The organism is Kitasatospora sp. NPDC057015 (genome assembly GCF_042673745.1).
Lineage (GTDB): Bacteria > Actinomycetota > Actinomycetes > Streptomycetales > Streptomycetaceae > Kitasatospora.
Genome location: NZ_JBHUSG010000010.1, coordinates 21,800 through 48,375 on the forward strand (window position 1 = coordinate 21,800; position 26,576 = coordinate 48,375).

Below are 26,576 nucleotides of genomic sequence, written 5' to 3' on the forward strand. Positions count from 1 at the left end.
TCCGGCCGGCCCGGGCAGCACCGCATCGGTGGAGCTCACTCGACATCTCCCCCTCCGGCCCGGGGCCTGGCAGCACCCGGGCGTGGGCCGCGCCGCCGACCGGTGTGGCCACGGGCCACCCGCCGCGCAGAGCGACCCGGCACCCCGTCAGGGCGGTGGCCCAGGGTGCCGGCGGCCCTGGGACCGCCGCGCCGCACCGATGTTCCCACCCGGGACACTACACCACTTCCGTCACTCAATGACACGCACATTCAACTTAGAATAATGGTCAGGAGGTGGTGAAACGGGCCCACTTCGGGCGGATCCACCCCATTCGGCGGCGGCGCCCGCGCAGGGGCTCACGCGGCGCGCACGGGAGCACGGAGCGCCGGGGCCTGCGCTCCGGAGCGGGCGTCAGCCCGCCGCCTGGGTGAGCTCGTCCGGGAACAGCCGCAGCCGGTGGGCCATCGCGGCGGCCTCACCACGGCCGGCCACCGCCAGCTTCGCCAGGATGTTGGAGACGTGCACGCTGGCCGTCTTCGGCGAGATGAACAGCTCCTCGGCGATCTGCCGGTTGGTACGGCCGAGCGCCAGCAGTCGGAGCACGTCCCGCTCACGGGGGGTGAGGCCGAACGCCTGGGTGCCGGCCGGCGCCGCGGCGGCGGGCGCGGCCGGGCCGCCCTCGGCGGGCCCCGCGCCCGCGGTGATCCCGGCCCGGTCGATGCCGGCCAGGGCCGCGAGGCGCCCGATCTCGCCGAGCAGGTGGAGGTCGCCGCGCCGGCGGGCCGGCTCCGCGGCCTCCCGGAGCAGTGCGGCGGCCGCGTCCCGCCGGCCGGCGGCGGCCTCTGCGCCGGCCGCCCGCAGCAGCGCCAGCCCCAGCGGGTGGGGCAGGCCGGTCAGCCGCAGCGGCCCGAGCGCGGCCGCCCAGTGCCCGGGCGTGTCGGCGCCCGCGGCGCGGGCCAGCTCGGCCTCCAGCAGCCGGGCCCAGCCGAGGTGCAGCGGCACCTTCGGCGACAGCCGGGCGGCGGCTTCGGCGATCCTGGCCAGCACCGCCGGGCGCTCCTGGTCCGCCGCCGGAAGTCCGCGCGAGTCGGCCTCCGCCGCGGCCGCCAGGGCCAGCAGCGGGAGCATCATCGCCTCTCCCCCGGCCGGGAGTTCGCCGTCCAGCACCGAGAGCAGCTCGGCCCTGGCGACCAGTGGCCGCCCGCTGCGGGTGGCCACCTGGACGGCCAGGGCGGCGATCGGCACGGTGTGCTGGAGCTGGCCGACCCGGTGCGAGGCGCGGGCCTGGGCGAGCAGCCCGGCGGCGCCCCGGACGTCGTCGCGCAGCAGGGCGAGGTCGGCGCGCACCCGGTCGAGGAACTCGGCCTGGGTGCCGCTGGGGCGCGCGGCCTCCGAGGCCTCCAGCAGCTCGGCCGCCTCCTGCGTGCGGCCGACGGCGATCAGGGCCTCGGCGAGGTTCCCGGTCAGCAGGGCGCCGGTGTTGCGCAGCAGCCCGGTGCCGCCGGCCGCCTCCAGCCCCTCGCGCGCGTACTCGGCGGCCTCCCGCGAGCGGCCCTGCGAGTGCAGCAGGCTGGCCAGGTTGTTGAGCCCGCGCAGCAGCAGGTCGGGGGCGGCGCCCGCGGTCCTGGTCGCGGCCACCGCCTCGGTGAGCAGCGCGACGGCCGCCTCCGGGTCCTCCCCGAGCTCGCTGCGCATGGTGCCGAGGGTCATCAGCGCGTGCTGCTCGACCTCGGAGGCGCCGACCCGGCGGGCGATCTCCACCGCCCGCTCGGCCAGCGCGATGTGCTCCTGGGTGGGGTTCTTGAGCATGCCGGCCGCCGCGTCCCTGGCCAGCACCTCGGCCTGTACCGCCGACGGTCGCAGGCCCTCGACCAGCCGCCGCGCGTACGCGATCTCCTCCTCCTCGCCGGGGCGGTTCAGGTGGCCGAGCATCCGGGAGCGGTACATCCGGAACCAGGCGGCGCGGGCCGGGTTGGCGTCCTCGTCCACCAGCTTGAGCGCCCGCTTGGCGAGGCTCAGGCCGCGGTCGCGGTCGCCGCTGCGGCGGGCCGCGACCACCGCCTCGGCCAGGACGTCGACCAGTTGGAGCTGGTCGCAGGAGGCGTCGTGGGTGCCCGGGTCGCAGGTGCACGGCGGGTAGGTCTCGGCCCAGTCGTAGGGGCGCAGGGTGTTCTGCAGGACTTCGGCGGAGACCTGTTCCCAGAGCTCCAGGGCCCTTTCCAGCATGCGCAGTTGCTCGGCGAAGGCATTGCGGCGGCGGGCCGCGCGGGCGGCGTCCAGGGCGCTCGGCAGGGCCCGGGCGCTGTCGTGCGCGTGGTACCAGTAGTTGGCCAGCCGGGCCGGGCGGACCTCGCGGCCGACCAGCTCGGGCTGCGCCTCCAGGGCGGTCGCGTACCGGCGGTTGATCCGGTGGCGCTCGCCGGGCAGCAGGTCGTCGGAGACGGCCTCCCGGACGAGGGCGTGCCGGAACCGGTAGCCGTCGCCGTCGGTGTCCGGGCGCAGGATGTTGGCGCCGACGGCCGTCCGCAGGGCCTCGATGAGCTCCTCCTCGCCGTCGTCCAGCACCGCCGCGAGCAGCGCGTGCTCGACGTAGGAGCCGCCCTCGGCGGCGATCCGGACCACCCGCTGGGCGTCCTCCGGCAGCGCCTCGACGCGGACCAGCAGGATGTCGCGCAGGGAGTCGGTGAGGCCGGCCGAACAGCCGCTCTGGAAGGAGGTGGCGAGCTCCTCGACGAAGAACGGGTTGCCCTCGGAGCGGCGGTGGATGCGGTCGACCAGCTCGCGGTCGGGAGCGGTGGTGCCGAGGATGCCGGCCAGCTGCTCGGCCACCTCGCCGCGACCGAAGCGTTCCAGTTCCAGCCGCTGGATGGTACGCAGCCGCTCCAGCTCGGCCAGGAAGGGCCGCAGCGGGTGGCGGCGGTGCAGGTCGTCGGTGCGGTAGGTGGCGACGATCAGGACCCGGGCGCGGTGCAGGGTGCGCAGCAGGTAGGCGAGCAGTTCGCGGGTCGAGCGGTCGGACCAGTGCAGGTCCTCGACGGCGAGCACCAGGGTGCGTTCGGCGCCGAGCCGCTCGAAGAGGCGGGCGGTGTGCTCGAAGAGGTGCGCGCGGCCGTGCTCGTCGTTGGGTTCGCCGTCGGGCTCGCCGATCTCGGGGAACAGCCGGGCGAGGTGGCCCTCCATCCCGGCCGCGGCGGCCTCCAACTCGCCGCCCAGCGACCGGTGCAGCCGGCGCAGCGCGGTGGCGAGCGGCGCGTACGGCAGGCCCTCGGCGCCGATCTCGGGGCAGCTGCCGAGGGTGGTGACCACGGTGCCGGGTCGGCCGGGGCCGCCGTCGCAGGCCTGGTCGAGGAACTCCTCCAGCAGTCGGGTCTTGCCGACGCCGGCCTCGCCGCCGATCAGCACGGCCTGCGGGTGGCCCTCCCCCGCCCTGCGCAGCGCCGCCGTCAGCGTGGTGATCTCGGGGTCGCGGCCGACGAAGACGGGACTCACCGATATCTGCTGCATGGGCCCGAGCATGCCACAGGGCCCCGGTGTCGGCCGAGCAGTTATCGCGCCTTCCACGGCAGGTCCGCGCACCGCCGACCGCGTCACCCGCCGAACCGCCGACCGCACCGCCGTCCGCGTCGCCGTACGGGTCGCGGAACGGCCCGAGGGGGAGGCGCCGTGGCGTCCTCCCCCTCGTTCTGCGCGGTGGCACGCGGTGGGTGCCGGTCCGTCAGCATCCTTCGGCGGGCGCGGTGCGGGCCAGCCGGGCCGGGCCCGGCCCGGCGGTGGCGCCGCGACGGGCCGCGGCGGCGAGCCGGCCGCGCAGTCCCTGCGGCCCTACCCTCCGGGCCCGGCGGTCGGCGTTGGCCTCGGCGGCCTCGCGGACCTGCCGCTCGCGCTCGGCCCGCGCCTGGAGTTCCCGCAGCCGCTGCTGGATGAGCTCGTACTCGATCATGATGTGTTCCCCTCGACCCGCTCGCTTCGTCGTCCTGGGTAAAGCCTCCTCTCCCAGCGGGGTACGCCACATCGGCAGCCTGCCTCATCTTCCGGGCCCGGCGGGCCTTAGCCCGGGGTGCCCGGGGACGCCGAAAGCCCGTACGCACCCGTGGAACGGGGGTGCGTACGGGCTCCGGATGCCCGGGTCGGGCCCAGTCGGGCCTAGTCCGGCCTAAGGGGGCCTTAGACCGACCGGTCGGACCCGGCCGTCGACTACTGGCCCTCGACGCCCAGCTTCGCCAGGATCAGGTCCTTCACGCGGGCGGCGTCGGCCTGGCCGCGGGTGGCCTTCATGACCGCGCCGACCAGGGCGCCGACCGCGGCGACCTTGCCGTCGCGGATCTTGTCGGCGATGGCGGCGTTGTCCGCGATGGCCTGGTCGACGGCCGCGCCCAGCGCGGAGTCGTCCGAGACGACCGCGAGACCGCGGGCCGCCACGACCTCGTCCGGCTCGCCCTCGCCGGCCAGCACGGCCTCGATGACCTGGCGGGCCAGCTTGTCGTTCAGCTTGCCCTCGGCGACCAGCGCGGTGACCCGGGCGACCTGCGCCGGGGTGATCGGCTGCTCGGCCAGGTCGGTGCCGGTCTCGTTGGCGCGGCGCGCCAGCTCGCCCATCCACCACTTGCGGGCCTGGTCGGCGGGGGCGCCGGCCGCGATGGTCTCCAGGATCGGCTGGACGGCGCCGGCGTTCAGCACCGACTGCATGTCCTTGTCCGAGAGGCCCCACTCGCCCTGCAGCCGGGCCCGGCGCACCCGCGGGAGCTCGGGCAGCGCGGCGCGCAGCTCCTCGACCCACGCCCGGGCCGGGGCGATCGGGACGAGGTCCGGCTCGGGGAAGTAGCGGTAGTCCTCGGCGTTGTCCTTGATCCGGCCGGCCGTGGTGGAGCCGTCCTCCTCGTGGAAGTGCCGGGTCTCCTGCACGATCGTGCCGCCGTCGGTCAGGACGGTGGCGTGCCGCATGATCTCGAACCGGGCGGCCCGCTCGACGCTGCGCAGCGAGTTGACGTTCTTGGTCTCCGAGCGGGTGCCGAACTTCTCGGTGCCGTTGGGGCGCAGCGACAGGTTGACGTCGCAGCGCATCTGGCCCTTGTCCATCCGGGCCTCGGAGACGCCGAGCGCCTTGATCAGCTCGCGCAGCTCGGCGACGTACGCCTTGGCGACCTCGGGGGCGCGGACGCCGGCGCCCTCGATCGGCTTGGTGACGATCTCGATCAGCGGGATGCCGGCCCGGTTGTAGTCGAGCAGCGAGTGCGAGGCGCCGTGGATGCGGCCGGTCGCGCCGCCGATGTGCGAGGACTTGCCGGTGTCCTCCTCCATGTGGGCGCGCTCGATCTCCACCCGGAAGATCTCGCCGTCCTCCAGCTGCACGTCGAGGTAGCCGTTGAAGGCGATCGGCTCGTCGTACTGCGAGGTCTGGAAGTTCTTCGGCATGTCCGGGTAGAAGTAGTTCTTCCGGGCGAACCGGCACCACTCGGCGATCTCGCAGTTCAGCGCCAGGCCGATCTTGACGGCCGACTCCACGCCGATCGCGTTGACCACCGGCAGCGAGCCGGGCAGGCCCAGGCAGGTCGGGCAGACCTGGCTGTTCGGCTCGGCGCCGAGCTCGGTCGAGCAGCCGCAGAACATCTTGGTCTTGGTGCCGAGCTCGACGTGGACCTCAAGGCCCATGACCGGGTCGTACGACGCGAGAGCGTCCTCGTAGGAGACCAGGTTACTGACGCTCACAGCGTCCCCTTCACTAAAAAGTCTTCGGAGGTACGGGCCCGGCCCCCGGGTGTCGGGGGCCGGGCCCGGGCGGGCTCTCAGCCCAGCAGTACGTCGTCGTCGCCGAGCTGCTTGAGCTCACGGATCAGCAGCGCGGCGCCGGTCACCAGGGCCAGCGCGCCGACCACGGCGTTGATCAGCTTCAGGTTGTCGTGCTCGTCCTGGGCCTTCCGGACGTCCTTCGCGATCGAGATCGCACCGAACGCGGTCGTCCCGAGGGAGAGCCAGAGACCGGGCTTCGAGTGCTTGAAACCCTTGGCCTTCGCGATGCTGCTCACAGTGCCGGTGCCTCCTCCAGCAGGGTGTGCCCCCACTTGTCGTTGAGCGCGGCCTCGACGGCGCCGCCCACGCGGTACAGGCGGTCGTCCGCCATCGCGGGTGCGATGATCTGCAGGCCGACCGGGAGATTGTCCTCCGGGGCGAGCCCGCAGGGCAGCGACATGGCCGCGTTGCCCGCGAGGTTCGACGGAATCGTGCAGAGGTCGGCGAGGTACATCGCCAGCGGGTCGTCCGCGCGCTCGCCGATCGGGAAGGCCGTGGTCGGCGTGGTCGGGGAGACCAGCACGTCCACGCCGGCGAAGGCTGCGTCGAAGTCGCGCGAGATCAGCGTGCGGACCTTCTGGGCCGAGCCGTAGTACGCGTCGTAGTAGCCCGAGGAGAGGGCGTAGGTGCCGAGGATGATGCGGCGCTTGACCTCGGGGCCGAAGCCGGCCTCGCGGGTGAGCGCGGTGACGTCCTCGGCGGAGCGGGTGCCGTCGTCGCCGACCCGCAGGCCGTAGCGCATCGCGTCGAAGCGGGCCAGGTTGGAGGAGGCCTCGCTGGGCGCGATCAGGTAGTAGGCGGGCATCGCCAGGGTGAAGGACGGGCAGGAGACCTCGACGACCTCCGCGCCCAGCTCGCGCAGCAGCTCCACCGACTCGTTGAAGCGCTGCATGACGCCGGCCTGGTAGCCCTCGCCGGCGAACTCCTTGACCACGCCGATCCGCATGCCGCGCACGTCGCGCCGCTTGGCGGCCTCGACCACGGCCGGGACGGGCGCGTTGATCGAGGTGGAGTCCAGCGGGTCGTACCCGGCGATGGCCTCGTGCAGCAGCGCGGTGTCGAGCACCGTGCGGGCGCACGGGCCGCCCTGGTCCAGCGAGGAGGAGAAGGCGATCAGGCCGTAGCGCGAGACCGAGCCGTAGGTCGGCTTGACGCCGACCGTGCCGGTGACGGCGCCGGGCTGGCGGATCGAGCCGCCGGTGTCGGTGCCGATCGCGAGCGGCGCCTCGAAGGCGGCCAGCGCCGCGGCGGAGCCGCCGCCGGAGCCGCCGGGGATCCGCGAGAGGTCCCACGGGTTGCCGGTCGGGCCGAAGGCGCTGTTCTCGGTGGAGGACCCCATGGCGAACTCGTCCATGTTGGTCTTGCCGAGGATGACGATGCCGGCGTCCTTCAGACGGCCGGTCAGCGTCGCGTCGTACGGCGGCACCCAGCCTTCGAGGATCTTGGAGCCGGCCGTGGTCGGGACGCCCTTGGTGGTGAAGACGTCCTTGAGCGCGAGCGGGACGCCGGCCAGCGGGCCGAGCTCCTCGCCCCTGGCGCGCTTCTCGTCGACCGCGCGGGCGGCGCTCAGCGCGCCCTCGGTGTCCACGTGCAGGAAGGCATTGACCTTCTTGTCGACGGCCTCGATGCGGTCCAGGTGCGCCTGGGCCACCTCGACGGCGCTGACGTCGCCCTTGGCGATGGCGGCGGCCGTCTCGGCGGCGGTGCTGCGGATGAGGTCGGTCATGGGTGTTAGTCCTCCCCCAGGATCTGCGGCACGCGGAAACGCTGCTCCTCGGCGGCCGGGGCGCCGGCCAGGGCCTCGTCGGGGGTGAGCGACGGCCGTACCTCGTCCGCGCGCATGACGTTGGTCAGCGGCAGCGGGTGGGAGGTCGGCGGGACGTCCTGTCCGGCGACCTCGGAAACGCGGGCGACCGCGCCGATGATCACGTCGAGCTGCTCGGCGAAGTGGTCCAGCTCTTCGGCCTGCAACTCAAGACGCGACAGCCGGGCGAGGTGGGCGACCTCCTCGCGCGTGATGCCAGGCATGCAGCGATCCTCAAGGTGAGTTCTGGTGGACCGGGTGCCGTGTCGAGACGGCCTCCGGCCGGACGGGGCCCGGCGGCACCGCCGCCCGACCTACCCGTCCTGGTGGTCTGTGCGCCCCATCCTATGGGGCGCCGCCCGGGCACCGGCCACGTCAATACGGGCGCGCCCGTTTCGCCGGCGGCGGGACGGCCGCCGCGATCTCCGCCGGCGCCGCCTGGACGGGCTGCCCGGCCGGCGGCCAGCAGGCCGGCGGCAGGGACGGCGACAGCGCCGCCGGCACCGCGGCGGACAGGCCTGGGGCGAGCTGCGGGGGCAGCACGGCGGGCACCGGCGCGGGCAGCGCCACCTGCGGGGCCATCCGCTCGACCGGCGGCGCGCCGGTGCGGTGGACGAGCAGCCAGGCGGTCGCCTGGTCGGCCGGCAGCGCCGCGGACACCAGCCAGCCCTGGACGGCGTCCACCCCCATCGAGTGCAGCCGCTCCCAGGTCTCGTCGTCCTCGACGCCCTCGGCCACCACGGTCAGCCCGAGCGAGTGGGCCAGCTCCACGGAGCACCGCACCACCGCCGCGTCGTGGTCGTCGGCGACCATCCGGGACACGAAGGAACGGTCTATCTTCAGCTCGCCCACCGGCAGGCTGCGCAGCCTGACCAGCGAGGAGTACCCGGTGCCGAAGTCGTCCAGGGACATCCCGACCCCGTACTCGCGCAGCTCGGCGAGGGTCGCCGCGGCCAGCCGGGAGTCGTCCAGCAGCAGCCGTTCGGTGATCTCCAGCTGCAGGGCGTGGGCCGGGACGGCGTGCCGCACCAGGTGCCCGGCGACCCGCTGGGCGAAGCCGGGGTTGAGCACGTCGCGCGGTGAGACGTTGACGGCCACCTGCACCTGAAGGCCCTGCCCGCGCCAGAGCGCCAGCTGGCCGACCGCCGCCTCCAGGACGTAGTCGGTGAGCCGGGGCATCAGCCCGCTGGACTCGGCCAGCCCGACGAACTCGTCCGGGGAGACCCGGCCCTGGCCCGGCCGCTCCCAGCGCAGCAGTGCCTCCAGGCCGACCACCCGGCCGTCGAACGCCACCTTCGGCTGGTAGTGCAGCTGCACCTCGCGGGTCTCCAGGGCGCGGCGCAGATCACCCAGCAGTCCGATCCGGTACGGCGTGTCGGCGTCCTGGGTCTCGTCGTAGCACTCCACTCCGCTGCGGCCGCGCTGCGCGTGGCCCATCGCCACGTCCGCCCGGCGCAGCAGCGACTCGGCGTCCTGGGCGTGCTCCGGGTAGACGCAGACGCCGGCGCTGGCCTCCAGCACGAGCAGCAGGCCGTCCAGCCGGATCGGCGCGGCCAGCTCGGCGATCAGCGTCTTGGCCACCCGCTCCAGGGTGTCCGGGCAGCCGATGCCGGGCATCAGGACGGCGAACTCGTCACCGCCCATCCGGGCCACCACCGGCCGGCCGCCGCCGCGCTCGGGCGGCGACAGGGCGGCGAACACGTCGTCGACGGACTCACCGCCGTGGCCGCTCGCCGCGCCGGGGCGCAGTGCCCGGTGCAGCCGGCGGGCGATGTGCACGAGCAGCCGGTCGCCGGCCGTGTGCCCGAGGGTGTCGTTGAGCGAGCGGAACCGGTCGAGGTCCAGCAGGATCAGCCCGACGCTGTAGTCGTCGCCGTGGTCGGCGATCGCCTCCTGGGCCGCCAGCAGCAGGGCCTGTCGGTTGGGCAGGTCGGTCAGCGGGTCGGTGAGCTGGTCGCGCGCGCGGTCCCTCGCGATCCGCCAGGCCGCGACCAGGACGGCCAGCGGCACCGCGAACAGCGGCAGCAGCTCGGGCTCGTAGCGGTAGACCAGGACGGCCAGCGGGATGAGCGGCGCGGCCCCGGCCAGCAGCACGCCGAGCAGCAGGACCGCACCCGCCACCCCCTGCGGCGGACGTGTGGGCGCGCCGCCGGTCGTACGATCCATAAGCCCTGTCCTCCGTCGGGCCCGCCCCGTTTCAGGCCGCCTTACGGTGAGGCACCTCGCCGGTGCCGGCAGCTGCCGGGCATGGAGCGACCCCGCGGAGACCGGCTCAGCCGGTGCCCCCACCCCTGCTGACACTCTGTTGGGCACCAGGGTAAGCCGGTGCCCACCGGAAGGGCAGAGTTTCGGTCAACCGGGGGCGTCCTCGGGATGTGCGCAAAGGCACAGTGACAGAATGCCCGCCGCCACCGCTGTACAGCGGGGCTGACGCTGCCTCAGGGGCGGCGGGCCGGGCGGCCGTCAGCCCTCGGCGGGCCGCTCCTCGCCCTCCCCGGCGCCCTCCGCCGGCTCGGCGGCGGGCAGCTCCTCGGCGGCCGACTCCACGTGGGCGCCCTGGTCGGCGGCCTGCTCCTCGGCGGCGGCCGCCTTCTTCGCGGCGGCCTTGGAGGCCCGCTTGGCCGCCGGCTTCACCGCGGGCTCGGCAACCGCCTCGGGCTCGGGCAGGCCGAGGTGGGCGCGGGCCGCCTGCGGACCGCTCTCCAGCAGGACGGCGAAGCCCGCGTCGTCCAGCACCGGCAGGCCCAGCTGGACGGCCTTGTCGTACTTGGAGCCGGGATTGTCGCCGGCCACCACGAAGTCGGTCTTCTTCGACACCGAGCCGGTGACCTTGGCGCCGCGCGAGGTCAGCGCCTCCTTGGCGCCGTCCCGGGTGTGGCCGGCCAGCGTGCCGGTGACCACCAGGGTGAGGCCCTCCAGCGGGCGCGGGCCCTCGTCCTCGGCGGCGGCCTCGGTGAAGACCACGCCGGCGGCCCGCCACTTCTCCAGGATCTCGCGGTGCCACTCCTCCTCGTACCACTCGACGACCGCGCGGGCGGTGCCCGGGCCGACGCCCTCGGTGGCGGCCAGCCGCTCCTCGTCGGCGGCGAAGATCGCGTCCAGGTCGCGGAACTCGCGGGCCAGCGCCTGGGCGGCGACCGGGCCGACGTGGCGGATCGACAGGCCGTTGAGGAAGCGCCAGAGCGGCCGGTCCTTCGCCCGGTCGAGGTTCTCCAGGAGCATTCCGGTGGTCTTCTTCGGCTCACCCGCGGTGGTGGCGAAGAAGAACACCTCCTTCTCCTCGCCGGTGGCGTCGTCCAGCTTGGGCATGCCGGTCTTCTGGTCGCGGACCAGCACCCTGATCGGGAGCAGCTGCTCCTGCGAGAGGCCGAAGATGTCGCCCTCGTCCCTGACCGGGGCCTCGGCCGGCTCCAGCGGCTGGGTCAGCGCGGTGGCGGCCACGTAGCCCAGGCCCTCGATGTCCAGCGACGAGCGGCCGCCGAGGAAGGCGATCCGCTCCCGGATCTGCGCCGGGCAGTACCGGGCGTTCGGGCAGCGCAGGTCGATGTCGCCCTCGGCCATCGGCCGCAGCTCGGCGTCGCACTCGTGGCAGTGCGAGGGCATCACGAACTCCCGCTCGGTGCCGTCGCGCACGTCCTCGACCGGGCCGAGGATCTCCGGGATGACGTCGCCGGCCTTGCGCAGCACCACGGTGTCGCCGAGCAGCACGCCCTTGGCCTTCACCACCTGCTGGTTGTGCAGCGTCGCGTACTGCACCATCGACCCGGCCACCTTCACCGGCTCGGCGAGCACCGCGTACGGGGTGGCCCGGCCGGTGCGGCCGATGCCGACCTTGATCGAGGCCAGCTTGGCGGTGACCTCCTCCGGCGGGTACTTCCAGGCGATGGCCCAGCGCGGCGACTTGGAGGTGGCGCCGAGCCGGCCCTGCAGGGCGATCTCGTCCACCTTCACGACCACGCCGTCGATCTCGTGCTCGACGGAGTGCCGCTGCTCGCCGAACTGCCGGATGAAGTCCCGGACCTCCGCCAGTGTGCCGACCACCCGGTTGTGCCGGGCGGTGGGCAGACCCCAGTCGTGCAGCAGCCGGTAGGCGTGCGACTGGCAGTCGATGTCGAAGCCGGAGCGGGCGCCGATGCCGTGCACCACCATGTGCAGCGGGCGGGAGGCGGTGACCAGCGGGTCCTTCTGGCGCAGCGAACCGGCGGCGGCGTTGCGCGGGTTCATGAACAGCCGGATCATCGCGTGCGGGCGCCTGCCCTCCGCGGCGCGACGCTCGTTCTCCTCCGCGCGGCGCTCGTTCTCCGCCGCGAAGGAGGCGTTGAGCGCCTCGAAGGCCTCGGTGGGGAAGAACACCTCGCCGCGGATCTCCACCAGCTCGGGGATGTTCTCCCCCTTGAGCTGGTGCGGGATCTCCTTGATGGTGCGGACGTTGGCGGTGATGTCCTCCCCGACCCGGCCGTCGCCGCGGGTGGCGGCCTGCACCAGCCGGCCGCGCTCGTAGGTGAGGTTGACGGCCAGGCCGTCCACCTTGAGCTCGCAGAGGTAGTGGTACTCGATCCCGTCGAGCTCGCGGGCGACGCGCTCGGCCCAGGCGGACAGCTCCTCGTCGTCCATCGCGTTGTCCAGGCTGAGCAGCCGCTCGCGGTGCTCGACCGCGGCGAACAGCTCGGTGGGCGCGCCGCCGACCTTCTGGGTGGGCGAATCGGGCGTGCGCAGCGCCGGGTGCTCGGCCTCGGCCGCCTCCAGTTCGCGCATCAGCGCGTCGAACTCGGCGTCGGTGACGACCGGCGCGTCCTGCTCGTAGTACCGGGTGCGGTGGTCCTCGATCTCGGCCGCCAGTTCGGCGTGCCGCCCGCGCACCTCCGCCGGGATCTCCTCCCAGCCCTCGACAGCCGCCACCGTCCGCCTCCTACCGTCTCTTCCGGCTCACTCCGGGTTGTCCGCCAGACTCCGCGCCGCCCTCACACTGTGTGACAGCGCGGTGCGCGCGTACGCGGGGCTCGCCCCCGCCAGCCCGCAGGTCGGTGTCACCAGCACCCGGCGGCCCAGGAGTTCCGGGTCCAGCCCGAGCCTGCGCCACAACGTCCTGACACCCTGGACACTACCGGCAGGGTCTGACACCGCGGCTGATTGAGCGGCGGCCCCCCGACCGGCGCCGGGTGCCGGCGGGGCGGCGACCGGTTCGGTGGCGGGCACCACCCCGGCCAGGATCCGGGTGCCGGCCTCGACCGCCTCGCCGAGGACGTCGTCCTCACGCTCCGTCAGGAGGGAGAAGTCCAGGGAGACTCCGGCCGCTCCGGCCCTGCGCAGCAACGGGATCGGCACCTGCGGGGCGCAGCAGTGCACCAGCACCGGGGCGTCCAGCCGGGAGATCACGTCGCGCAGCAGTTCCTCGGCGACCTGCCGGTCGACGGAACGCAGTCGTTGGAACCCGCTGGCGGTCCTCACCGCCCCGGCCAGGACGGCGGGCAGCGACGGCTCGTCCAGCTGCAGCACGACCTGCGCGCCGGGGACGCGGCGGCGGACGTCCTCCAGGTGACGGCGCAGGCCCTCGGTGAGCGAGTCGGCGATGCCCCGGCAGGCGCCGCGGTCGCGCAGCGCCTTCTCGCCGTTGCGCAGCTCGATCGAGGCGGCCAGCGTCCACGGGCCGACGGCCTGCACCTTGAGCGCGCCCCGGTACCCCTGGGTGAACTCCTCCAGGGCGTCGAGGTCCTCGCCGAGCCAGGAGCGGGCGCGCCGGGTGTCCCGCCCGGGCCGGTCGGCGAACCGCCAGCCGCTGGGCTCGGTCTGGGCGAACAGTTCGACCAGCAGGCCGGCGCCGCGGCCGATCATGTCGGCGCCGGGCCCGCGCGCGGGCAGCTCCGGCAGGAACGGCAGGTGCTCCAGGGCGCCGACGGCGGTCTTGGCCGCCTCCCGCGCGTCGGTGCCGGGCATCGAGCCGACGCCGGTCGCGGCGCCGGGCAGTTCGGGGAGGGCCTTCGGGTCGGGGAGGGCGTCTTCGGTGGTCACGCCGCCGAGCCTACGGCGTCCGGGCGCCGGGCCGGACGACCGGCCGGGGCCGCCGGCCACCGGGGCCACCGGCCTGGGCGGCCCCGGTGGCCCCGGGCCCACGGCCTAGCGCCCCGGGCGGACGGTGATGTCGGTGATCTCGGCGTCGCGCGGCAGGTCGAGCGCGGTCAGGATGGCCTTGGCCACCGACTCGGGGTCGATCCAGCGCTCCGGGTCGTACTCCGCGCCCTCCTGCTGGTGCACCTTGACCTGCATCTTGGTGGCGGTGCGGCCGGGGTACACCGAGGTGACCCGGACCCCGTTGGCGTGCTCCTCGGCGCGCAGCGCGTCGGCGAGCGCGCGCAGGCCGAACTTGCTCGCCGCGTAGCCACCCCAGTTGGCGTGCGCGGTGAGGCCGGCGCCGGAGTTGACGAAGACGACGTGGCCGCGGACCAGCCGGACGGAGGGCAGCACCAGGCGGGTCAGCTCCGCCGGGGCCACCAGGTTGACGTTCAGCTGCTCCTGCCAGGCCTTGACCGGCAGGTCGCCGATCTCGCCGAGCTGGACGGTGCCCGCGATGTGCAGCAGGGAGTCGATCTCGACCGGCAGCTCCTGCTGGCCGAGGGTCCAGGAGAGCTTGGCCGGGTCCGCGAGGTCGGCGACCAGGGTGCGGGCGGCGGGGAAGCGCTCGCGCAGTTCGGCGGCGCGGCGGGCGTTGCGGGCGAAGAGCCAGAGGTTCTCGCCGCGTTCGGTCAGCCGCTCGGCGACGACGGCGCCGATGCCCGAGCCCGCGCCGGTGATCAGATGGTTTGCCATGATCGACAGCCTCTCAGGTCGGTCTCGATCGGTCTCGGTCGGTCTCAGGCGCGGGCTTCGAGGTGGGTGAACACCTCGGCCGGGTCCGCCGTGAAGGTGATCAGCTCGGCCAGCGGCCGGGGCAGGAAGCCCTCCTGGTCCATCCGCCGCAGCTGGGTCCGCAGGCCCTCGTAGAAGCCGTCGGTGTCGAGCACCACGACCGGCTTGTCGTGCAGGGCGTGCTTCTTGAGCTCCAGCACCTCGGTGACCTCGTCCAGCGTGCCGAGGCCGCCGACCAGGACGACCACGGCGTCCGCGCGCTCCAGCAGCCGGGCCTTGCGCTCGGCCAGGTCGCGGGTCATCACGATCTCGTCGGCGCCCTCGTAGGTCTTGTGGGCGAGGAACTCGACGGAGATCCCGACCAGCCGCCCGCCCGCCTCCTGGACGCCGTCGGCGAGCAGGCCCATCAGCCCGGCGTGCGAGCCGCCCCAGACCAGGGTGTGGCCCCGCTCGCCCAGCAGGCGGGCGAAGGCGGCGGCGGGCTCGGTGTAGCGCTCGTCGAGCGAGTACGCGGAGCAGAAGACGGTGATGTTCACGTGGTTCCCCAGGTCGGCGGCGGCCGCGAGGCCGTGGTCGTGGTGGCTCGGGACGGCGGTCCCGGTGGTCCGGGGCCGCGCCGGGCTCAGGCGCTGACGGCCCGCCGCTCAGTGGCCGCGATGGTGGCCGAGCCGACCACCCGGGTGCCGTCGTAGAGCACCACGGCCTGGCCGGGCGCGATGCCCCGGACGGGGGTGTCCAGCTCGACCCGCAGCTCGCCGTCGACGACGGCCGCGGTCACCGGGACCTCCTCGCCGTGGGCGCGCAGCTGGGCGGTGTAGCGACCGTCGGCGGCGGCCTCGGCGGAGCACCAGCGCGGGCGGATGGCGGTGAGCGACAGCACGTCCAGGCCCTCGACCGGGCCGACCGTGACGGTGTTGTTCACCGGCGAGATGTCCAGCACGTAGCGCGGCTTGCCGTCGGCGGCCGGCCGGCCGATCCGCAGGCCCTTGCGCTGGCCGATGGTGAAGCCGTAGGCGCCGTCGTGCTCGCCGAGCTTGGTGCCGTCCGCGTCGACGATGTCGCCGGCGGCGGTGCCCAGGTGCCTGGCCAGGAAGCCCTGGGTGTCGCCGTCCGCGATGAAGCAGATGTCGTGGCTGTCGGGCTTCCTGGCGACGGCCAGGCCGCGGCGCTCGGCCTCCTCGCGGATGGCGTCCTTGGTGGTGTCGCCGAGCGGGAAGAGCGAGTGGGCGAGCTGCTCGGCGTCGAGCACGCCGAGCACGTAGCTCTGGTCCTTGGCCGGGTCGACGGCGCGGTGCAGCTCGCGCTCGCCGGTGGGGAGGTCGACGATCCGGGCGTAGTGGCCGGTGCAGACGGCGTCGAAGCCGAGCGCGATCGCCTTGTCCAGCAGCGCCGCGAACTTGATCTTCTCGTTGCAGCGCAGGCACGGGTTGGGCGTGCGGCCGGCCGCGTACTCGGCGACGAAGTCGTCGATGACGTCCTCGCGGAAGCGCTCGGCGAGGTCCCAGACGTAGAACGGGATGCCGATCACGTCGGCGGCCCGCCGGGCGTCGCGGGAGTCCTCGATGGTGCAGCAGCCGCGGGCGCCGGTCCGGAAGGACTGCGGATTGGCGGAGAGCGCGAGGTGCACGCCGGTCACCTCGTGGCCGGCCTCGACGGCGCGGGCGGCGGCGACCGCTGAGTCGACGCCGCCGGACATCGCCGCCAGCACGCGCAGGCGACGGCCGCCCGCGGCGTCGATCGGGCTCGGACCAGTGGGGGCACCCGGGAAGTCAGTCATGATGCCTCCAAGAGTACGGGGTGCCTCCCGGTACCCCGACGGGGATTACCGGCACCGGCGCCGGGCGGCCCGCCCCGGCACTCCCGGCCCCGCCCCGGCCCGCGGGGACGGCCCCGGGCTACCGGCGGGCCGCCGCCGCGAGGCCGGCGTTGCGGGCCCGCAGCACGGCCGGCCCGATCGCCTCGGCCAGCGCCTCGACGTCCGCCCGGATCGAGGTGTGGCCGAGCGAGAACCGCAGCGAGGCGCGGGCCAGCAGCGGGTCCACGCCCATCGCCAGCAGGACGTGGCTGGGCTGCGGCACCCCGGCCGAGCAGGCCGAGCCGGTCGAGCACTCGATGCCCTGGGCGTCCAGCAGCATCAGCAGGGCGTCGCCCTCGCAGCCGGGGAAGGAGAAGTGCGCGTTGGCCGGCAGCCGGCCCGCGGCGGCCGGGTCGCCGTTGAGCAGCGCGTCGGGGACGGCGGTGAGCACGGCGGCCACCAGGTCGTCGCGCAGCGCGGCCACGGTCGCGGCGTGCTCGGCCCGGCGCCCGACGGCGACCCGGGCGGCGGCGGCGAAGCCCGCCGCGGCGGGCGCGTCCAGGGTGCCGGAGCGTACGTCCCGCTCCTGGCCGCCGCCGTGCAGCAGCGGTACCGGCGTCGCGCCGCGGGACAGCAGCAGCGCGCCGATCCCGTACGGACCGCCGATCTTGTGGCCGGTGACGGTCAGCGCGGTGAGGCCCGACTCGGCGAAGGACACCGGCACCTGACCGAGCGCCTGCACCGCGTCGGCGTGCATCGGGATGCCGTACTCCCGTGCGACGGCGGCGAGTTCGGCGACCGGCTGGACGGTGCCCACCTCGTTGTTGGCCCACATGACGGTGACCAGCGCCACCGAGTCCGGGTCCGCCTCGATGGCCTCGCGCAGCGCCTCGGGGTGCACCCGGCCGTAGCCGTCGACCGGCAGGTACTCGACCCGGGCGCCCTCGTGCTCGGCGAGCCAGTGGACGGCGTCCAGCACCGCGTGGTGCTCGACCGGGCTGCTCAACACCCGGACGCGGGCCGGGTCGGCGCCGCGGCGGGCCCAGTAGAGGCCCTTGACCGCGAGGTTGTCGGACTCGGTGCCGCCGCCGGTGAGGACGATCTCGCTCGGCCGGGCGCCGAGCGCCTCCGCCAGTGACTCGCGGGACTCCTCGACCACTCGGCGGGCGCGCCGGCCCGCGGCGTGCAGGGAGGAGGCGTTGCCGACGACACCGAGGTGCGCCGTCATCGCGGCGATCGCCTCGGGCAGCATCGGCGTAGTCGCCGCATGGTCCAGGTATGGCATAACCCGTCGATTGTAGAGGCGGCCGGGTCACGATTCGGCCATTGCACCCTCTGCAACGCGTCGTTAGCCTGGCGCAACAAACCGGACCGAACCGGAACCGGCCCGGACCGGGACCTCGCCGTCGACCGGACGCCGGGCCCAACTTCCTTCCGCAGTCCGTCCGGAGGCCCGGGCCGACGCCCGGACGGAGGCCCGGAGGGGCGTCCAGAGGGACGCCCGGACGGAACGCCGCCCAAGGCCCCGCCGCAGCCCAACTCGGCACGGATCAGTACGACTCAGCACGACCCAGCACGACTCAACCCAGCACGACGCTCCGGGGGGCGCCATGTCACAGTCGGTCGACCGCGCACTGACCATCCTCGCCTCGCTCGGCGACGGCCCGACCTCCCTGGAGCAGGCCGCGAGCTCCATCGACGTCCACAAGTCCACGGCCCTGCGACTGCTGCGCACCCTGGAGTCGCACGGCTTCGTGCACCGCCAGTCCGACCACCGCTACCGGCTCGGCGGCCGGCTCATCTCGCTCGCCCAGCAGGCGCTGGAGGAGGTCGACGTCCGCCAGGTCGCGGCGCCGTACCTGGCCTCGCTCAACGAGCGGTACGGCCACACCGTGCACCTGGCGGTGCTGGAGGGCGGCGAGGTGATCTACCTGGACAAGGTGGAGAGCCGGTACCCCGTCAGCCCCGGCTCCTGGCTCGGCCCCGCCTCGCGGATCGGGCGCCGGGTACCGGCCAGCGCGACCGCGCTCGGCCGGGTCCTGCTGGCGGACCTGCCCGAGGAGCAGCTGACGGCGCTGCCGGTGACCCGGGAGTTCGAGGCCCGCTCCCCCGGGCGGGCGGCCGCCGGCACCCCGCACGGCGACCGGTCGCACTCCGAGGAGCTGCTCGCCGACCTGGCGGCCGTCCGCCGGCTGGGCTGGGCGATGGACCGGGGCGAGAACAAGGAGGCCGTCACCAGCGTGGCCGCGCCGATCTCCGGCAGCGGCGGCCGGGCGGTCGCGGCGTGCGCCATCTCGGCGCCCGCCGACGTCGCCCCCGCCACCGTGCTCACCCGGCTGCTGCCGGAACTGCTCTGCACGGTGGAGGCGATCTCGCTGGCGTACGGCGGCTCGCCTACTCCTCGCTGGTGCGAGAACCGTTGCGGTGCCAAGCACGAGGTGCCCGCCAGCCGAACCTGAGCGCGAACATCCGCAGCAGGAAGGCGGTGAGCGCGGCCGTCGTGCCGGTGGCCGCGGTGAGGTCGTCGGCGGCGATCAGCGCGGCCACCATCGCGGAGCCGATCAGCGCCGGCACGGCGTAGATCTCGCGGTCCCAGCGCAGCAGCGAGGGGATCTCCTGCGCCAGCATGTCGCGCATCACGCCGCCGCCGGTGGCGGTGACCATCCCGAGCGCCACCGAGGCCACCGAGTCGAGGCCGTAGTCGTGTGCCTTGACGGTGCCGGTCACGCAGAACAGGCCGAGCCCGAGCGCGTCCAGGGTCTGCACGCTGCGGTTGATCCGCTCGACCTGCGGGTGCAGGAAGAACACCACCAGCCCGGCCACCAGCGGCGTGGAGAAGTAGCCGAGGTTGGTGAACGCGGCCACCGGCGTCGCCCCGATCACCAGGTCGCGCATCACCCCGCCGCCGAGCGCCGTGACCTCCGCCAGTACGCAGATGCCGAAGATGTCCATGTTCTTGCGCACGGCCAGCAGGCCGCCGGACAGGGCGAAGACGAAGATGCCGACCAGGTCCAGGGTCTGCTGCACGTCGGAGGGGAAGATCTGCGAGGTCACCGCACCAGTCTCCACGGCGCCCGGCGCGATCCGGACCGGGGGCCTCCGGATGCCCGCGCGGCGCCGGCCGCCCGGACGGCCGGGAGCAGCCGCGCCGACGGCCGGGAGCAGCCGGGCGGACGGCCGGGGGCAGCCGGTTGCGGGCCGCACCGACCGGGGCGCCGCTCCCCCGGGGCCGGGCCGCCGCACAGTAGGGTGCGGGACATGGCACTGCACTGGGAGCAAGTGGTGGTCGACGCGAACGACCCCGTCACGCTGGGACGTTGGTGGGCCGAGGCACTCGGCTGGGTGACCGTGGACGACGACCCCGACGAGTACGAGATCCGGGCCGCTCCGGACCGGCTGCCGAGCCTCCTCTTCATCCGCGTGGACGATCCCCGGGTCGTGAAGAACCGCCTCCACCTGGACTTCCGCCCGGAGACCGGACAGGCCGCCGAGGTGGAGCGCCTGCTGGCGCTGGGCGCCCGGCGCGCCGACGTGGGCCAGGGCGAGCAGTCCTGGACGGTGCTCGCCGACCCCGAGGGCAACGAGTTCTGCGTGCTGAGCGCCCGGCACTGAGCCCGCCCGGCGACGCCCATCGCGAAGCGCGAAGGCGGTGCGGCCCCGACCGGGAGGTCGGGGCCGCACCGCCCTTCACCCGCCCGGAGACCGCCGGGCGGGTCGGTTCAGCCGCCCGCGAGCGTCTTCGCCTGCTCGGGGCTGTTCTCCGGGAAGTGGCAGGCCACCTGGTGCCCGGTCTTGAGCGCGACCAGCGGCGGCTCCTGGGTGGCGCAGACGTCCTGGGCCTTCCAGCAGCGGGTGCGGAACCGGCAGCCGCTGGGCGGGTTGATCGGGGAGGGGACGTCGCCGGTGAGGCGGATCCGCTCGCGCTGCTCCTTGCGCCGGGGGTCGGGCACCGGCACGGCCGACATCAGGGCCGTGGTGTAGGGGTGCATCGGCGTCTTGTAGAGGGAGTCCCGGTCGGCGATCTCGACGATCTTGCCGAGATACATGACCGCGACCCGGTCCGAGACGTGCCGGACCACCGAGAGGTCGTGCGCGATGATCAGGTAGGTGAGCCCGAGCTCCTTCTGGAGGTCGTCCAGCAGGTTCACCACCTGGGCCTGGATCGAGACGTCCAGGGCGGAGACCGGCTCGTCGGCCACGATCATCCGCGGTCGCAGGGCCAGGGCGCGGGCGATGCCGATGCGCTGGCGCTGGCCGCCGGAGAACTCGTGCGGGTACCGGTTGTAGTGCTCGGGGCTGAGCCCGCAGAGCTCCAGGAGCTCCTGGACGGCCTTCTTGGTGCCGCCCTCGCTCTTCACGTTCTGGAGCCGGAACGGTGCGCCGACGATGGTGCCGACCGTGTGCCTCGGGTTCAGCGAGGAGTACGGGTCCTGGAAGATCATCTGGATGTCGCGGCGCAACGGCCGCATCGCCCCGGTGCCCAGGTGCGTGATGTCGGTGCCCTCGAACTCGATGGTGCCGGCGGTCGGCTCGTCGAGGCGGGTGACCAGACGGCCCATCGTGGACTTGCCGCAGCCGGACTCGCCGACCACGCCCAGGGTCTCGCCGGCGTTGACGGTGAAGTCGATGCCGTCGACGGCCCGCACGGCGCCGGCCTGGCGCCGCAGCAGGCCCTTGGTGATCGGGAAGTGCCTGGTGAGCCCGGTGACCCTGAGCAGCGGTTCGCGGTCGGACGCGGGCGTCGGTGACGGGATCGCCGCTACCTGAGTGTCCGTCATGAAGTCTCTCCTGAAGGGTGGTACGTGCTCACAGCCGGGGCGCGATCTCGTCGGTGAAGATCCGGTGCCGCTCGGCGGCCGGGATGTGGCAGGCGGCGTGGTGGCCGGGGGCCGCCTCCGCGAGCACGGGCACCTCGGTCGTCGACCGTCCGCCGGTGAGGCCGGCGTACGGGCAGCGCGGGTGGAAGGCGCAGCCGCTGGGCACGTTGATCAGGCTGGGCGGGGTGCCCTTGACCGGGATCAGCCGGTCCTGGAGTTCGCGGTCCAGTCGCGGCATCGAGCCCAGCAGGCCCCAGGTGTAGGGGTGTTCGGGGCTGTCGAAGAGGGTGTCGGCGGGCCCGCGCTCGATGCACTTGCCGCCGTACATGACCAGGATGTCGTCGGCGAGCTCGGCGACCACCCCGAGGTCGTGGGTGATGATGATGACGGCCGAGCCGAACTCCTGCTGGAGGTCGCGGATGAGGTCCAGGATCTGCGCCTGGACGGTGACGTCCAGGGCGGTGGTGGGCTCGTCGGCGATCAGCAGGGACGGGTCGTTGACCAGGGCCATCGCGATCATCGCGCGCTGGCGCATACCGCCGGAGAACTCGTGCGGGTAGGCGTCGACGCGCTTGTCGGGCTGCGGGATGCCGACCCGGTCGAGCATCTCGACGGCGCGCTTGCGCGCCTCCTTCTTGCTCGCGCCGGGGTGGTGCGCCCGGTAGCCCTCAACGATCTGCGCACCCACCGTGTAGTAGGGGTGCATCGCGGTGAGCGGGTCCTGGAAGATCATGGCCATCTTCTGGCCGCGCAGCTGCCGGACCCGGTCCGGGCCGGCGCCGATCAGCTCCTCGCCGTCCAGCCAGACCTCGCCGGAGATCTGCGGGGCGCCGCGCTTGGTGCCGGTGCGGTGCAGACCCATGATCGAGAGCGACGTGACGGACTTGCCGGAGCCGGACTCGCCGACGATGCCGAGGGTCTTGCCCTTCTCCAGGTCGAAGGTCAGGCCGTCGACCGACTTGACCAGGCCGTCCTCGGTGGGGAAGTGCACGCGCAGGTCGCGCACGGACAGGAAGCCCGAGGGCTTCGGCCCGGCGGTCACCTGCTCGGGGGTGTTCAGGGTCTTGCTCATGCCAGCCTCACCCGGGGATCGACAACGGCGTACAACACGTCAACCAGCAGGTTGGCCAGGATGATGAAGAAGCCGGCGAACAGCGTCACGCCCATGATCACCGGCAGGTCGCTGGAGCTGACCGCGGCGACCGCCTCGTAGCCGAGGCCACGGAAGTTGAACGTCGACTCGGTCAGCACCGCGCCGCCGATCAGGGCGCCGAGGTCCATGCCGAAGACGGTCAGGATCGGCGTGAGCGTGGAGCGCATGGCGTGCTTGCCGATGACCGTCCGCTCGCCCAGGCCCTTGGCGCGGGCGGTCCGGATGTAGTCCTCGCCGAGCACCTCCAGCAGGGTGGCGCGGGTGAGCCGGGCGTAGGTCGCGGCGTAGAGGAACGCCAGGGTGATCCACGGCAGCACGAGGTTCTGCATCCAGGCGACCGGGTCGTCGCCCAGGTTCACGTAGTCGTGCGGGAACCAGCCGAGCTGGTAGACGAAGACCGCGCTGGCGAGCATGCCGGTGAAGTAGATCGGCAGCGACACACCGGCCAGGGCGGTGATCATGACCGTCCGGTCGATGACGGTGCGGCGGCGCAGGGCGGAGACGACGCCCGTCGCGGTACCGAACACCAGCCAGAGGATGGAGGCGCCGGCGGCGAGGGAGGCGGTGACGCCCAGGCGGTCGAGGAGGACGGGCCACACCTCCTGCTCGGTCTTGAAGGAGTAGCCGAAGCACGGCGCGGAGCAGTGGGTGACGTCCACGCCCGTGCTGTAGTCACGCCCGACGAACAGGCCCTTCAGGAAGAGCAGGTACTGCTCGAGGATGGACTTGTCGAGGCCCATCTTGTGACGGATGCCCTCGACGGCCACCTTGTCGGCGATCTTGCCGACGTAGAGCAGCGCCGGATCGGTCCCGGTCAGTTTCGGCACCATGAAGAAGATGCCGAAGGTGACCACGGAGACCACCAGCAGCATGGCGACGACGTTGACGAGCCGTCGAATGAGATACACGAGCACTGCGGTCGGGCCCCGCCCCGGGCGGCGGCTCCCCTGTAGGGGACACCGCCGCCCGGGCGAGGACCTTCACCTGCCCTTCTGGGCTAGCTTTGCGAACTACGGGTGCGGACGGGTCAGGTCACTTGCCGTCGGAGGTGCCCAGGGCCTGGAAGTCCACCATGCCGAACGCGTCGGTGATGAAGACGTTGGTCAGGCGCGGGTTGCGGTAGTTGAGCGCCTTGTCGGCGACGACCGGCAGGTACACCGCGGTGTCGGTGACGGTGTGGTTGATCTTCTTGTACAGCTCGGCGGCCTTCGCCGGGTCGGTCTGCGCGGCGGCCTCGTCGAACAGCGCGTCCACCTCGGGGAGGTTGGTCTCCGGGTAGTTGTTGTTGCCGTTCTTGGCGATGAAGCGGCTGTCCATCAGGGGCTGCATGTAGCCGGCGCCGTTCGGGTAGTCCGCGCCCCAGCCGACGACGAGCAGGCCGTAGCCCTTGCTGTGGACGACGTCCGGCGCACCGGCGACGGAGCTGAGCAGCTTGCCGTCGTACTGGTCGACGTTCACCGTGACGTTGATGGCCTTGAGGGCGGTCTGCAGCGCGACGGCCGAGTTGACCTCCTTGGCCTTGTTGCCACGGACGGCGATGGTGGTGGTGAAGCCGTCGGCCTTGCCGCACTCCTTGAGCTCGGCCTTGGCCTTCTCCAGGTCGGGCTTGCCCTTGGTCAGGCCGAACGGGTCGTAGTCGTCCGAGCCGAGGATGTTCGGGGGCAGCATGCTGCCGAACGGCGAGCCGGCCACCGAGCCGCCGCGGGCCGTCTGCAGGGCCGTGGTGTCGGCCGCGTACAGGACCGCCTTGCGGCAGTGGATGTTGTCGAAGGGGGCGACCTGCTGGTTGAGCGCGATGAAGCGGATGAAGCCGTTGTACGGGTCGTCCGTGTTCGCCTTCAGCTTCGCGTCCTGGAGGACCTTCACCTGGGCGGCCTGCGAGAGGCCGGTCTGGCCCGCGTCGATGTCGGCGGTGCCGGCGAGCAGACGGGAGTCCATGTCGTCCGCGTTGGTGGTGACCGTCAGCTTGATCGCGTCCGGCAGCGCCTTGCGGAACGGGTCGCTCTTCGGGTCCCACTGGTCGTTGCGGACCAGCTCGTAGCTCTTGCCGGGCTCCAGGCTCTTGAACTTGTACGGGCCCGAGGAGAGCGGCTTGTCGCCGTACTTGGCGCCGGTGTCCGCCTTCTGCGGGACGGGCGAGGCGGTGCCCATCGCCAGCAGGTACGGGAAGGAGGAGTCCGCCTTGGCCAGGTGGAAGACGATGGTGCCGTCGTCCGGGGTCTCGACCGTCTTCAGACCCAGCTTGTTCGGGTCGGTGTCGGTGTAGGGGCCCGTGTAGTCCTGGCCCTGGTCGAGGGAGTTGATCAGGTAGGTCGGGCCGCCGGAGATGACGTCCTGCGCGAAGACGCGCTCGATGCCGTACTTGATGTCCTTCGAGGTGATCGCGGAGCCGTCCTCGTACTTCAGCCCCTGCTTCAGCTTGAAGGTGTAGGTCTTGCCGTCCGCGGACACCACCGGCTTCTCGGCGGCGAGGTCGGGAACGAGCTCCAGACCGGCCTTGCCCGGCTTGCCGTCGAAGGAGAGCAGGGTGCGGGCGTAGAAGCGCTGCATGTTCCAGACCCAGGCGTAGTAGCCGCGGGCCGGGTCGAACGAGTCGGCGTCGGTGCTCGTCCAGAGGTTGAGCGTGCCGCCCGTCTTGTCGGAGGCGTTCAGCACCTTGTCCACGGCCGCGTTGAAACCGGCGGACGCGCCCTTGCCCGCGTCGTCGCTGGTGCCGCCGCCCTTGGACCCGCCACAGGCGGAGGTGGTGAGGGCAAGCGCGGCCACGAGGGCTGCTGCGGCCAGTGTCCTGTTGCGCTTCATCGGTACTGATCCTCCTGGTGATGTGCGGGCACGAACGGTCCGCCGAGGGGGCAGGCTGAGAGAGACCTGCCTGGACTGGGGGGCTTGGCGGGCTAGTTGCCCTTGGGGTCGAGCGCGTCACGCAGGCCGTCACCGAAGAGGTTGAAGGCGAGCACCGTGACGAAGATGGCGATGCCGGGGATGACCATGTAGGTCGGGTCCACCTGGTAGATCTTGGTGGCCTCCGACAGCATCTGGCCCCAGGACGGCGTCGGGGGCTTGACGCCCGCACCGAGGAAGCTGAGGGCCGCCTCGCTGAGGATGTTGGTCGGGATGATCAGCGTCGCGTAGACGAGGATCGGGGCGACGAGGTTCGGCAGCAGCTCCCGGAAGAGGATGTGCCCGCTGCCGGCGCCCAGGCTGCGGGCCGCGTCGACGAACTCGCGGTGGCGCAGTGACAGGGCCTGGCCTCTGACGATGCGCCCGATGTAGGGCCAGCCGAAGAAGCCGATCACCAGAACCAGGATCGCCATCCGGACGCCGCTGCCGCTCAGACCGAAGATCTCGTTGGGCATCACGGAGACGAGGGCGATGGAGAAGAGCAGCTGGGGGAAGGCCAGCAGGACGTCCATCACGCGGCTGATCGCGGAGTCCACCCAGCCGCCGAAGTAGCCGGCCGCGGCGCCGAACACGACGCCGATCACCACCGAGACGGCGGCGGCGAGCAGGGCCACGGTGAGGGAGATCCGGGCGCCGTAGAGGATGCGGCTGAAGACGTCGCGTCCGAAGGTCGGGTCGACACCGAGCAGGAAGTCCCCGCTCATGCCGCCCCATGCACCCTTGGGAAGGCCCAGGTCAGGGTTGATCTGATCCGGGTGCGGTTCGTCGACCGGGTGCCCGAAGAGCGAGCTGAGCACGGGCGCGAAGATCGCGGCGAGGATCAGCAGCACCACCACGACGCCGCCCGCGAGGGCGACCTTGTCGCGTTTGAGGCGGTCCCAGGCGATTCGGCCCGGAGAACGGCCTTCGATCTTCTTGGCCGGCGCCGCTGCGGCGGCCGGTCCGGTCTCGACCGGGCCGGCTGATCCGGTGGTGTCGATGGGTGTGGTCATGAGTCAGTTCGGTCCCCTCGCCGACGGTGGCCGGCCCACGGTGCCCGGTCGCGCGAGGTGTTCCGGCCCGATCCGGGCCAGGACTGCGTGAGCGGGTGGCGCTACTGGTGCGTGTTGCAACGGTGCGGTGGTGCTGGTCGCCGGATCGGCGGTACGGCGGTGCGGAAGACAGCGGAACGGGGGTGCTCAGATACCCGCGCGGGTTTGGGCATCGCGCGGATCATGCGGTCTGCGTGCGCGTTCACCCTTGTGGGGCACCGTGCGTGCACTGCATTGCGCAGAACTCTGTGTCATCCGGACGCGCTTGCGCCAGCCCTGACAACCGAAGGATGCCCAACTGTGATCTGTCGGCATGCACACCCCGGGAGGACGCATAGCCTTCTTCACCCAGCTGTTACATGCATGTCAAGATCTCTCACAGAAGTGGACGCCGAGGCCCCGGAAAACGCCGAAACCGGCCTGACCCGAGGTCAGACCGGTCGGACGTGCGAAGGCCTCCGCG

General features: G+C 73.1%; 20 protein-coding genes and 1 pseudogene. 2 read left to right on the plus strand and 19 right to left on the minus strand.

Annotated elements, in window-relative coordinates:
• Positions 1–393 precede the first annotated feature (393 nt).
• From ACFTWP_RS12380 to ACFTWP_RS12440, 13 genes and pseudogenes are all read right to left on the minus strand, one after another.
• Positions 394–3,486, minus strand: a complete 3,093-nt coding sequence (locus tag ACFTWP_RS12380) for an AAA family ATPase (RefSeq protein WP_380264433.1) — start codon at positions 3,484–3,486, stop codon at positions 394–396.
• Between the two features lie 211 nt (positions 3,487–3,697).
• Positions 3,698–3,922: a hypothetical protein gene (locus ACFTWP_RS12385; protein WP_380264434.1), complete on the minus strand. Its 225-nt coding sequence runs from the start codon at positions 3,920–3,922 to the stop codon at positions 3,698–3,700.
• A 254-nt stretch (positions 3,923–4,176) separates the two neighbouring features.
• Entirely contained in the window at positions 4,177–5,688 is a 1,512-nt protein-coding gene (gene gatB / locus ACFTWP_RS12390; protein ID WP_380264435.1) for an Asp-tRNA(Asn)/Glu-tRNA(Gln) amidotransferase subunit GatB, read from the minus strand.
• Between the two features lie 77 nt (positions 5,689–5,765).
• Complete coding sequence (locus tag ACFTWP_RS12395) at positions 5,766–6,005, minus strand: hypothetical protein (RefSeq protein ID WP_079198072.1); 240 nt, start codon at positions 6,003–6,005, stop codon at positions 5,766–5,768.
• A complete protein-coding gene (gatA, locus tag ACFTWP_RS12400) occupies positions 6,002–7,495 on the minus strand; it encodes an Asp-tRNA(Asn)/Glu-tRNA(Gln) amidotransferase subunit GatA (protein ID WP_380264436.1) in 1,494 nt (497 codons plus the stop codon). Before gatA ends, ACFTWP_RS12395 begins: the two co-directional genes overlap by 4 nt.
• Before the next feature lie 5 nt (positions 7,496–7,500).
• Positions 7,501–7,797 carry an Asp-tRNA(Asn)/Glu-tRNA(Gln) amidotransferase subunit GatC gene (gatC, locus tag ACFTWP_RS12405; RefSeq protein WP_073926050.1) on the minus strand — a complete coding sequence of 99 codons (297 nt, stop codon included), beginning with the start codon at positions 7,795–7,797 and terminating at the stop codon, positions 7,501–7,503.
• Between the two features lie 151 nt (positions 7,798–7,948).
• Positions 7,949–9,703: pseudogene (locus tag ACFTWP_RS12410) on the minus strand (putative bifunctional diguanylate cyclase/phosphodiesterase); the annotation flags it as partial.
• 333 nt (positions 9,704–10,036) lie between these two features.
• A complete protein-coding gene (ligA, locus tag ACFTWP_RS12415) occupies positions 10,037–12,472 on the minus strand; it encodes an NAD-dependent DNA ligase LigA (RefSeq protein ID WP_380264437.1) in 2,436 nt (811 codons plus the stop codon).
• 27 nt (positions 12,473–12,499) lie between these two features.
• Complete coding sequence (locus ACFTWP_RS12420) at positions 12,500–13,507, minus strand: methionine synthase (RefSeq protein ID WP_380264583.1); 1,008 nt, start codon at positions 13,505–13,507, stop codon at positions 12,500–12,502.
• 180 nt (positions 13,508–13,687) lie between these two features.
• On the minus strand, positions 13,688–14,377 hold the full coding sequence (locus tag ACFTWP_RS12425) for an SDR family oxidoreductase (RefSeq protein WP_380264438.1): 690 nt from the start codon (positions 14,375–14,377) through the stop codon (positions 13,688–13,690).
• A 44-nt stretch (positions 14,378–14,421) separates the two neighbouring features.
• A complete protein-coding gene (locus ACFTWP_RS12430; protein WP_380264439.1) occupies positions 14,422–14,952 on the minus strand; it encodes a TIGR00730 family Rossman fold protein in 531 nt (176 codons plus the stop codon).
• Between the two features lie 86 nt (positions 14,953–15,038).
• Complete coding sequence (gene mnmA / locus ACFTWP_RS12435; RefSeq protein ID WP_380264440.1) at positions 15,039–16,193, minus strand: tRNA 2-thiouridine(34) synthase MnmA; 1,155 nt, start codon at positions 16,191–16,193, stop codon at positions 15,039–15,041.
• A 118-nt stretch (positions 16,194–16,311) separates the two neighbouring features.
• The gene (locus ACFTWP_RS12440) at positions 16,312–17,496 is read right to left on the minus strand and encodes a cysteine desulfurase family protein (protein WP_380264441.1); all 1,185 of its coding nucleotides are present in this window, start codon (positions 17,494–17,496) and stop codon (positions 16,312–16,314) included.
• A gap of 325 nt (positions 17,497–17,821) precedes the next feature.
• Here ACFTWP_RS12440 and ACFTWP_RS12445 point away from each other — a divergent pair, with 325 nt between their 5' ends.
• On the plus strand, positions 17,822–18,670 hold the full coding sequence (locus ACFTWP_RS12445; protein WP_380264442.1) for an IclR family transcriptional regulator: 849 nt from the start codon (positions 17,822–17,824) through the stop codon (positions 18,668–18,670).
• Here ACFTWP_RS12445 and ACFTWP_RS12450 read toward each other — a convergent pair.
• Positions 18,606–19,265: a trimeric intracellular cation channel family protein gene (locus ACFTWP_RS12450; RefSeq protein WP_380264443.1), complete on the minus strand. Its 660-nt coding sequence runs from the start codon at positions 19,263–19,265 to the stop codon at positions 18,606–18,608. The genes ACFTWP_RS12445 and ACFTWP_RS12450 overlap by 65 nt on opposite strands.
• Positions 19,266–19,469: 204 nt before the next feature.
• Between ACFTWP_RS12450 and ACFTWP_RS12455 the strand changes: the two genes are divergently transcribed.
• Positions 19,470–19,823: a VOC family protein gene (locus tag ACFTWP_RS12455; protein WP_380264444.1), complete on the plus strand. Its 354-nt coding sequence runs from the start codon at positions 19,470–19,472 to the stop codon at positions 19,821–19,823.
• A 107-nt stretch (positions 19,824–19,930) separates the two neighbouring features.
• Here the strand turns inward: ACFTWP_RS12455 and ACFTWP_RS12460 are convergent, their stop codons facing one another.
• The 5 genes from ACFTWP_RS12460 to ACFTWP_RS12480 form a co-directional block, all read right to left on the minus strand.
• Positions 19,931–20,989, minus strand: coding sequence for an ABC transporter ATP-binding protein (locus ACFTWP_RS12460; RefSeq protein WP_380264445.1), 1,059 nt, complete (start codon positions 20,987–20,989; stop codon positions 19,931–19,933).
• A gap of 28 nt (positions 20,990–21,017) precedes the next feature.
• Positions 21,018–22,100 carry an ABC transporter ATP-binding protein gene (locus ACFTWP_RS12465; protein WP_380264446.1) on the minus strand — a complete coding sequence of 361 codons (1,083 nt, stop codon included), beginning with the start codon at positions 22,098–22,100 and terminating at the stop codon, positions 21,018–21,020.
• A complete protein-coding gene (locus tag ACFTWP_RS12470; protein ID WP_380264447.1) occupies positions 22,097–23,095 on the minus strand; it encodes an ABC transporter permease in 999 nt (332 codons plus the stop codon). Before ACFTWP_RS12470 ends, ACFTWP_RS12465 begins: the two co-directional genes overlap by 4 nt.
• 118 nt (positions 23,096–23,213) lie before the next feature.
• Entirely contained in the window at positions 23,214–24,983 is a 1,770-nt protein-coding gene (locus ACFTWP_RS12475) for an ABC transporter substrate-binding protein (RefSeq protein ID WP_380264448.1), read from the minus strand.
• Positions 24,984–25,075: 92 nt separating this feature from the next.
• Complete coding sequence (locus tag ACFTWP_RS12480; RefSeq protein ID WP_380264449.1) at positions 25,076–26,074, minus strand: ABC transporter permease; 999 nt, start codon at positions 26,072–26,074, stop codon at positions 25,076–25,078.
• Between the last annotated feature and the right edge of the window lie 502 nt (positions 26,075–26,576).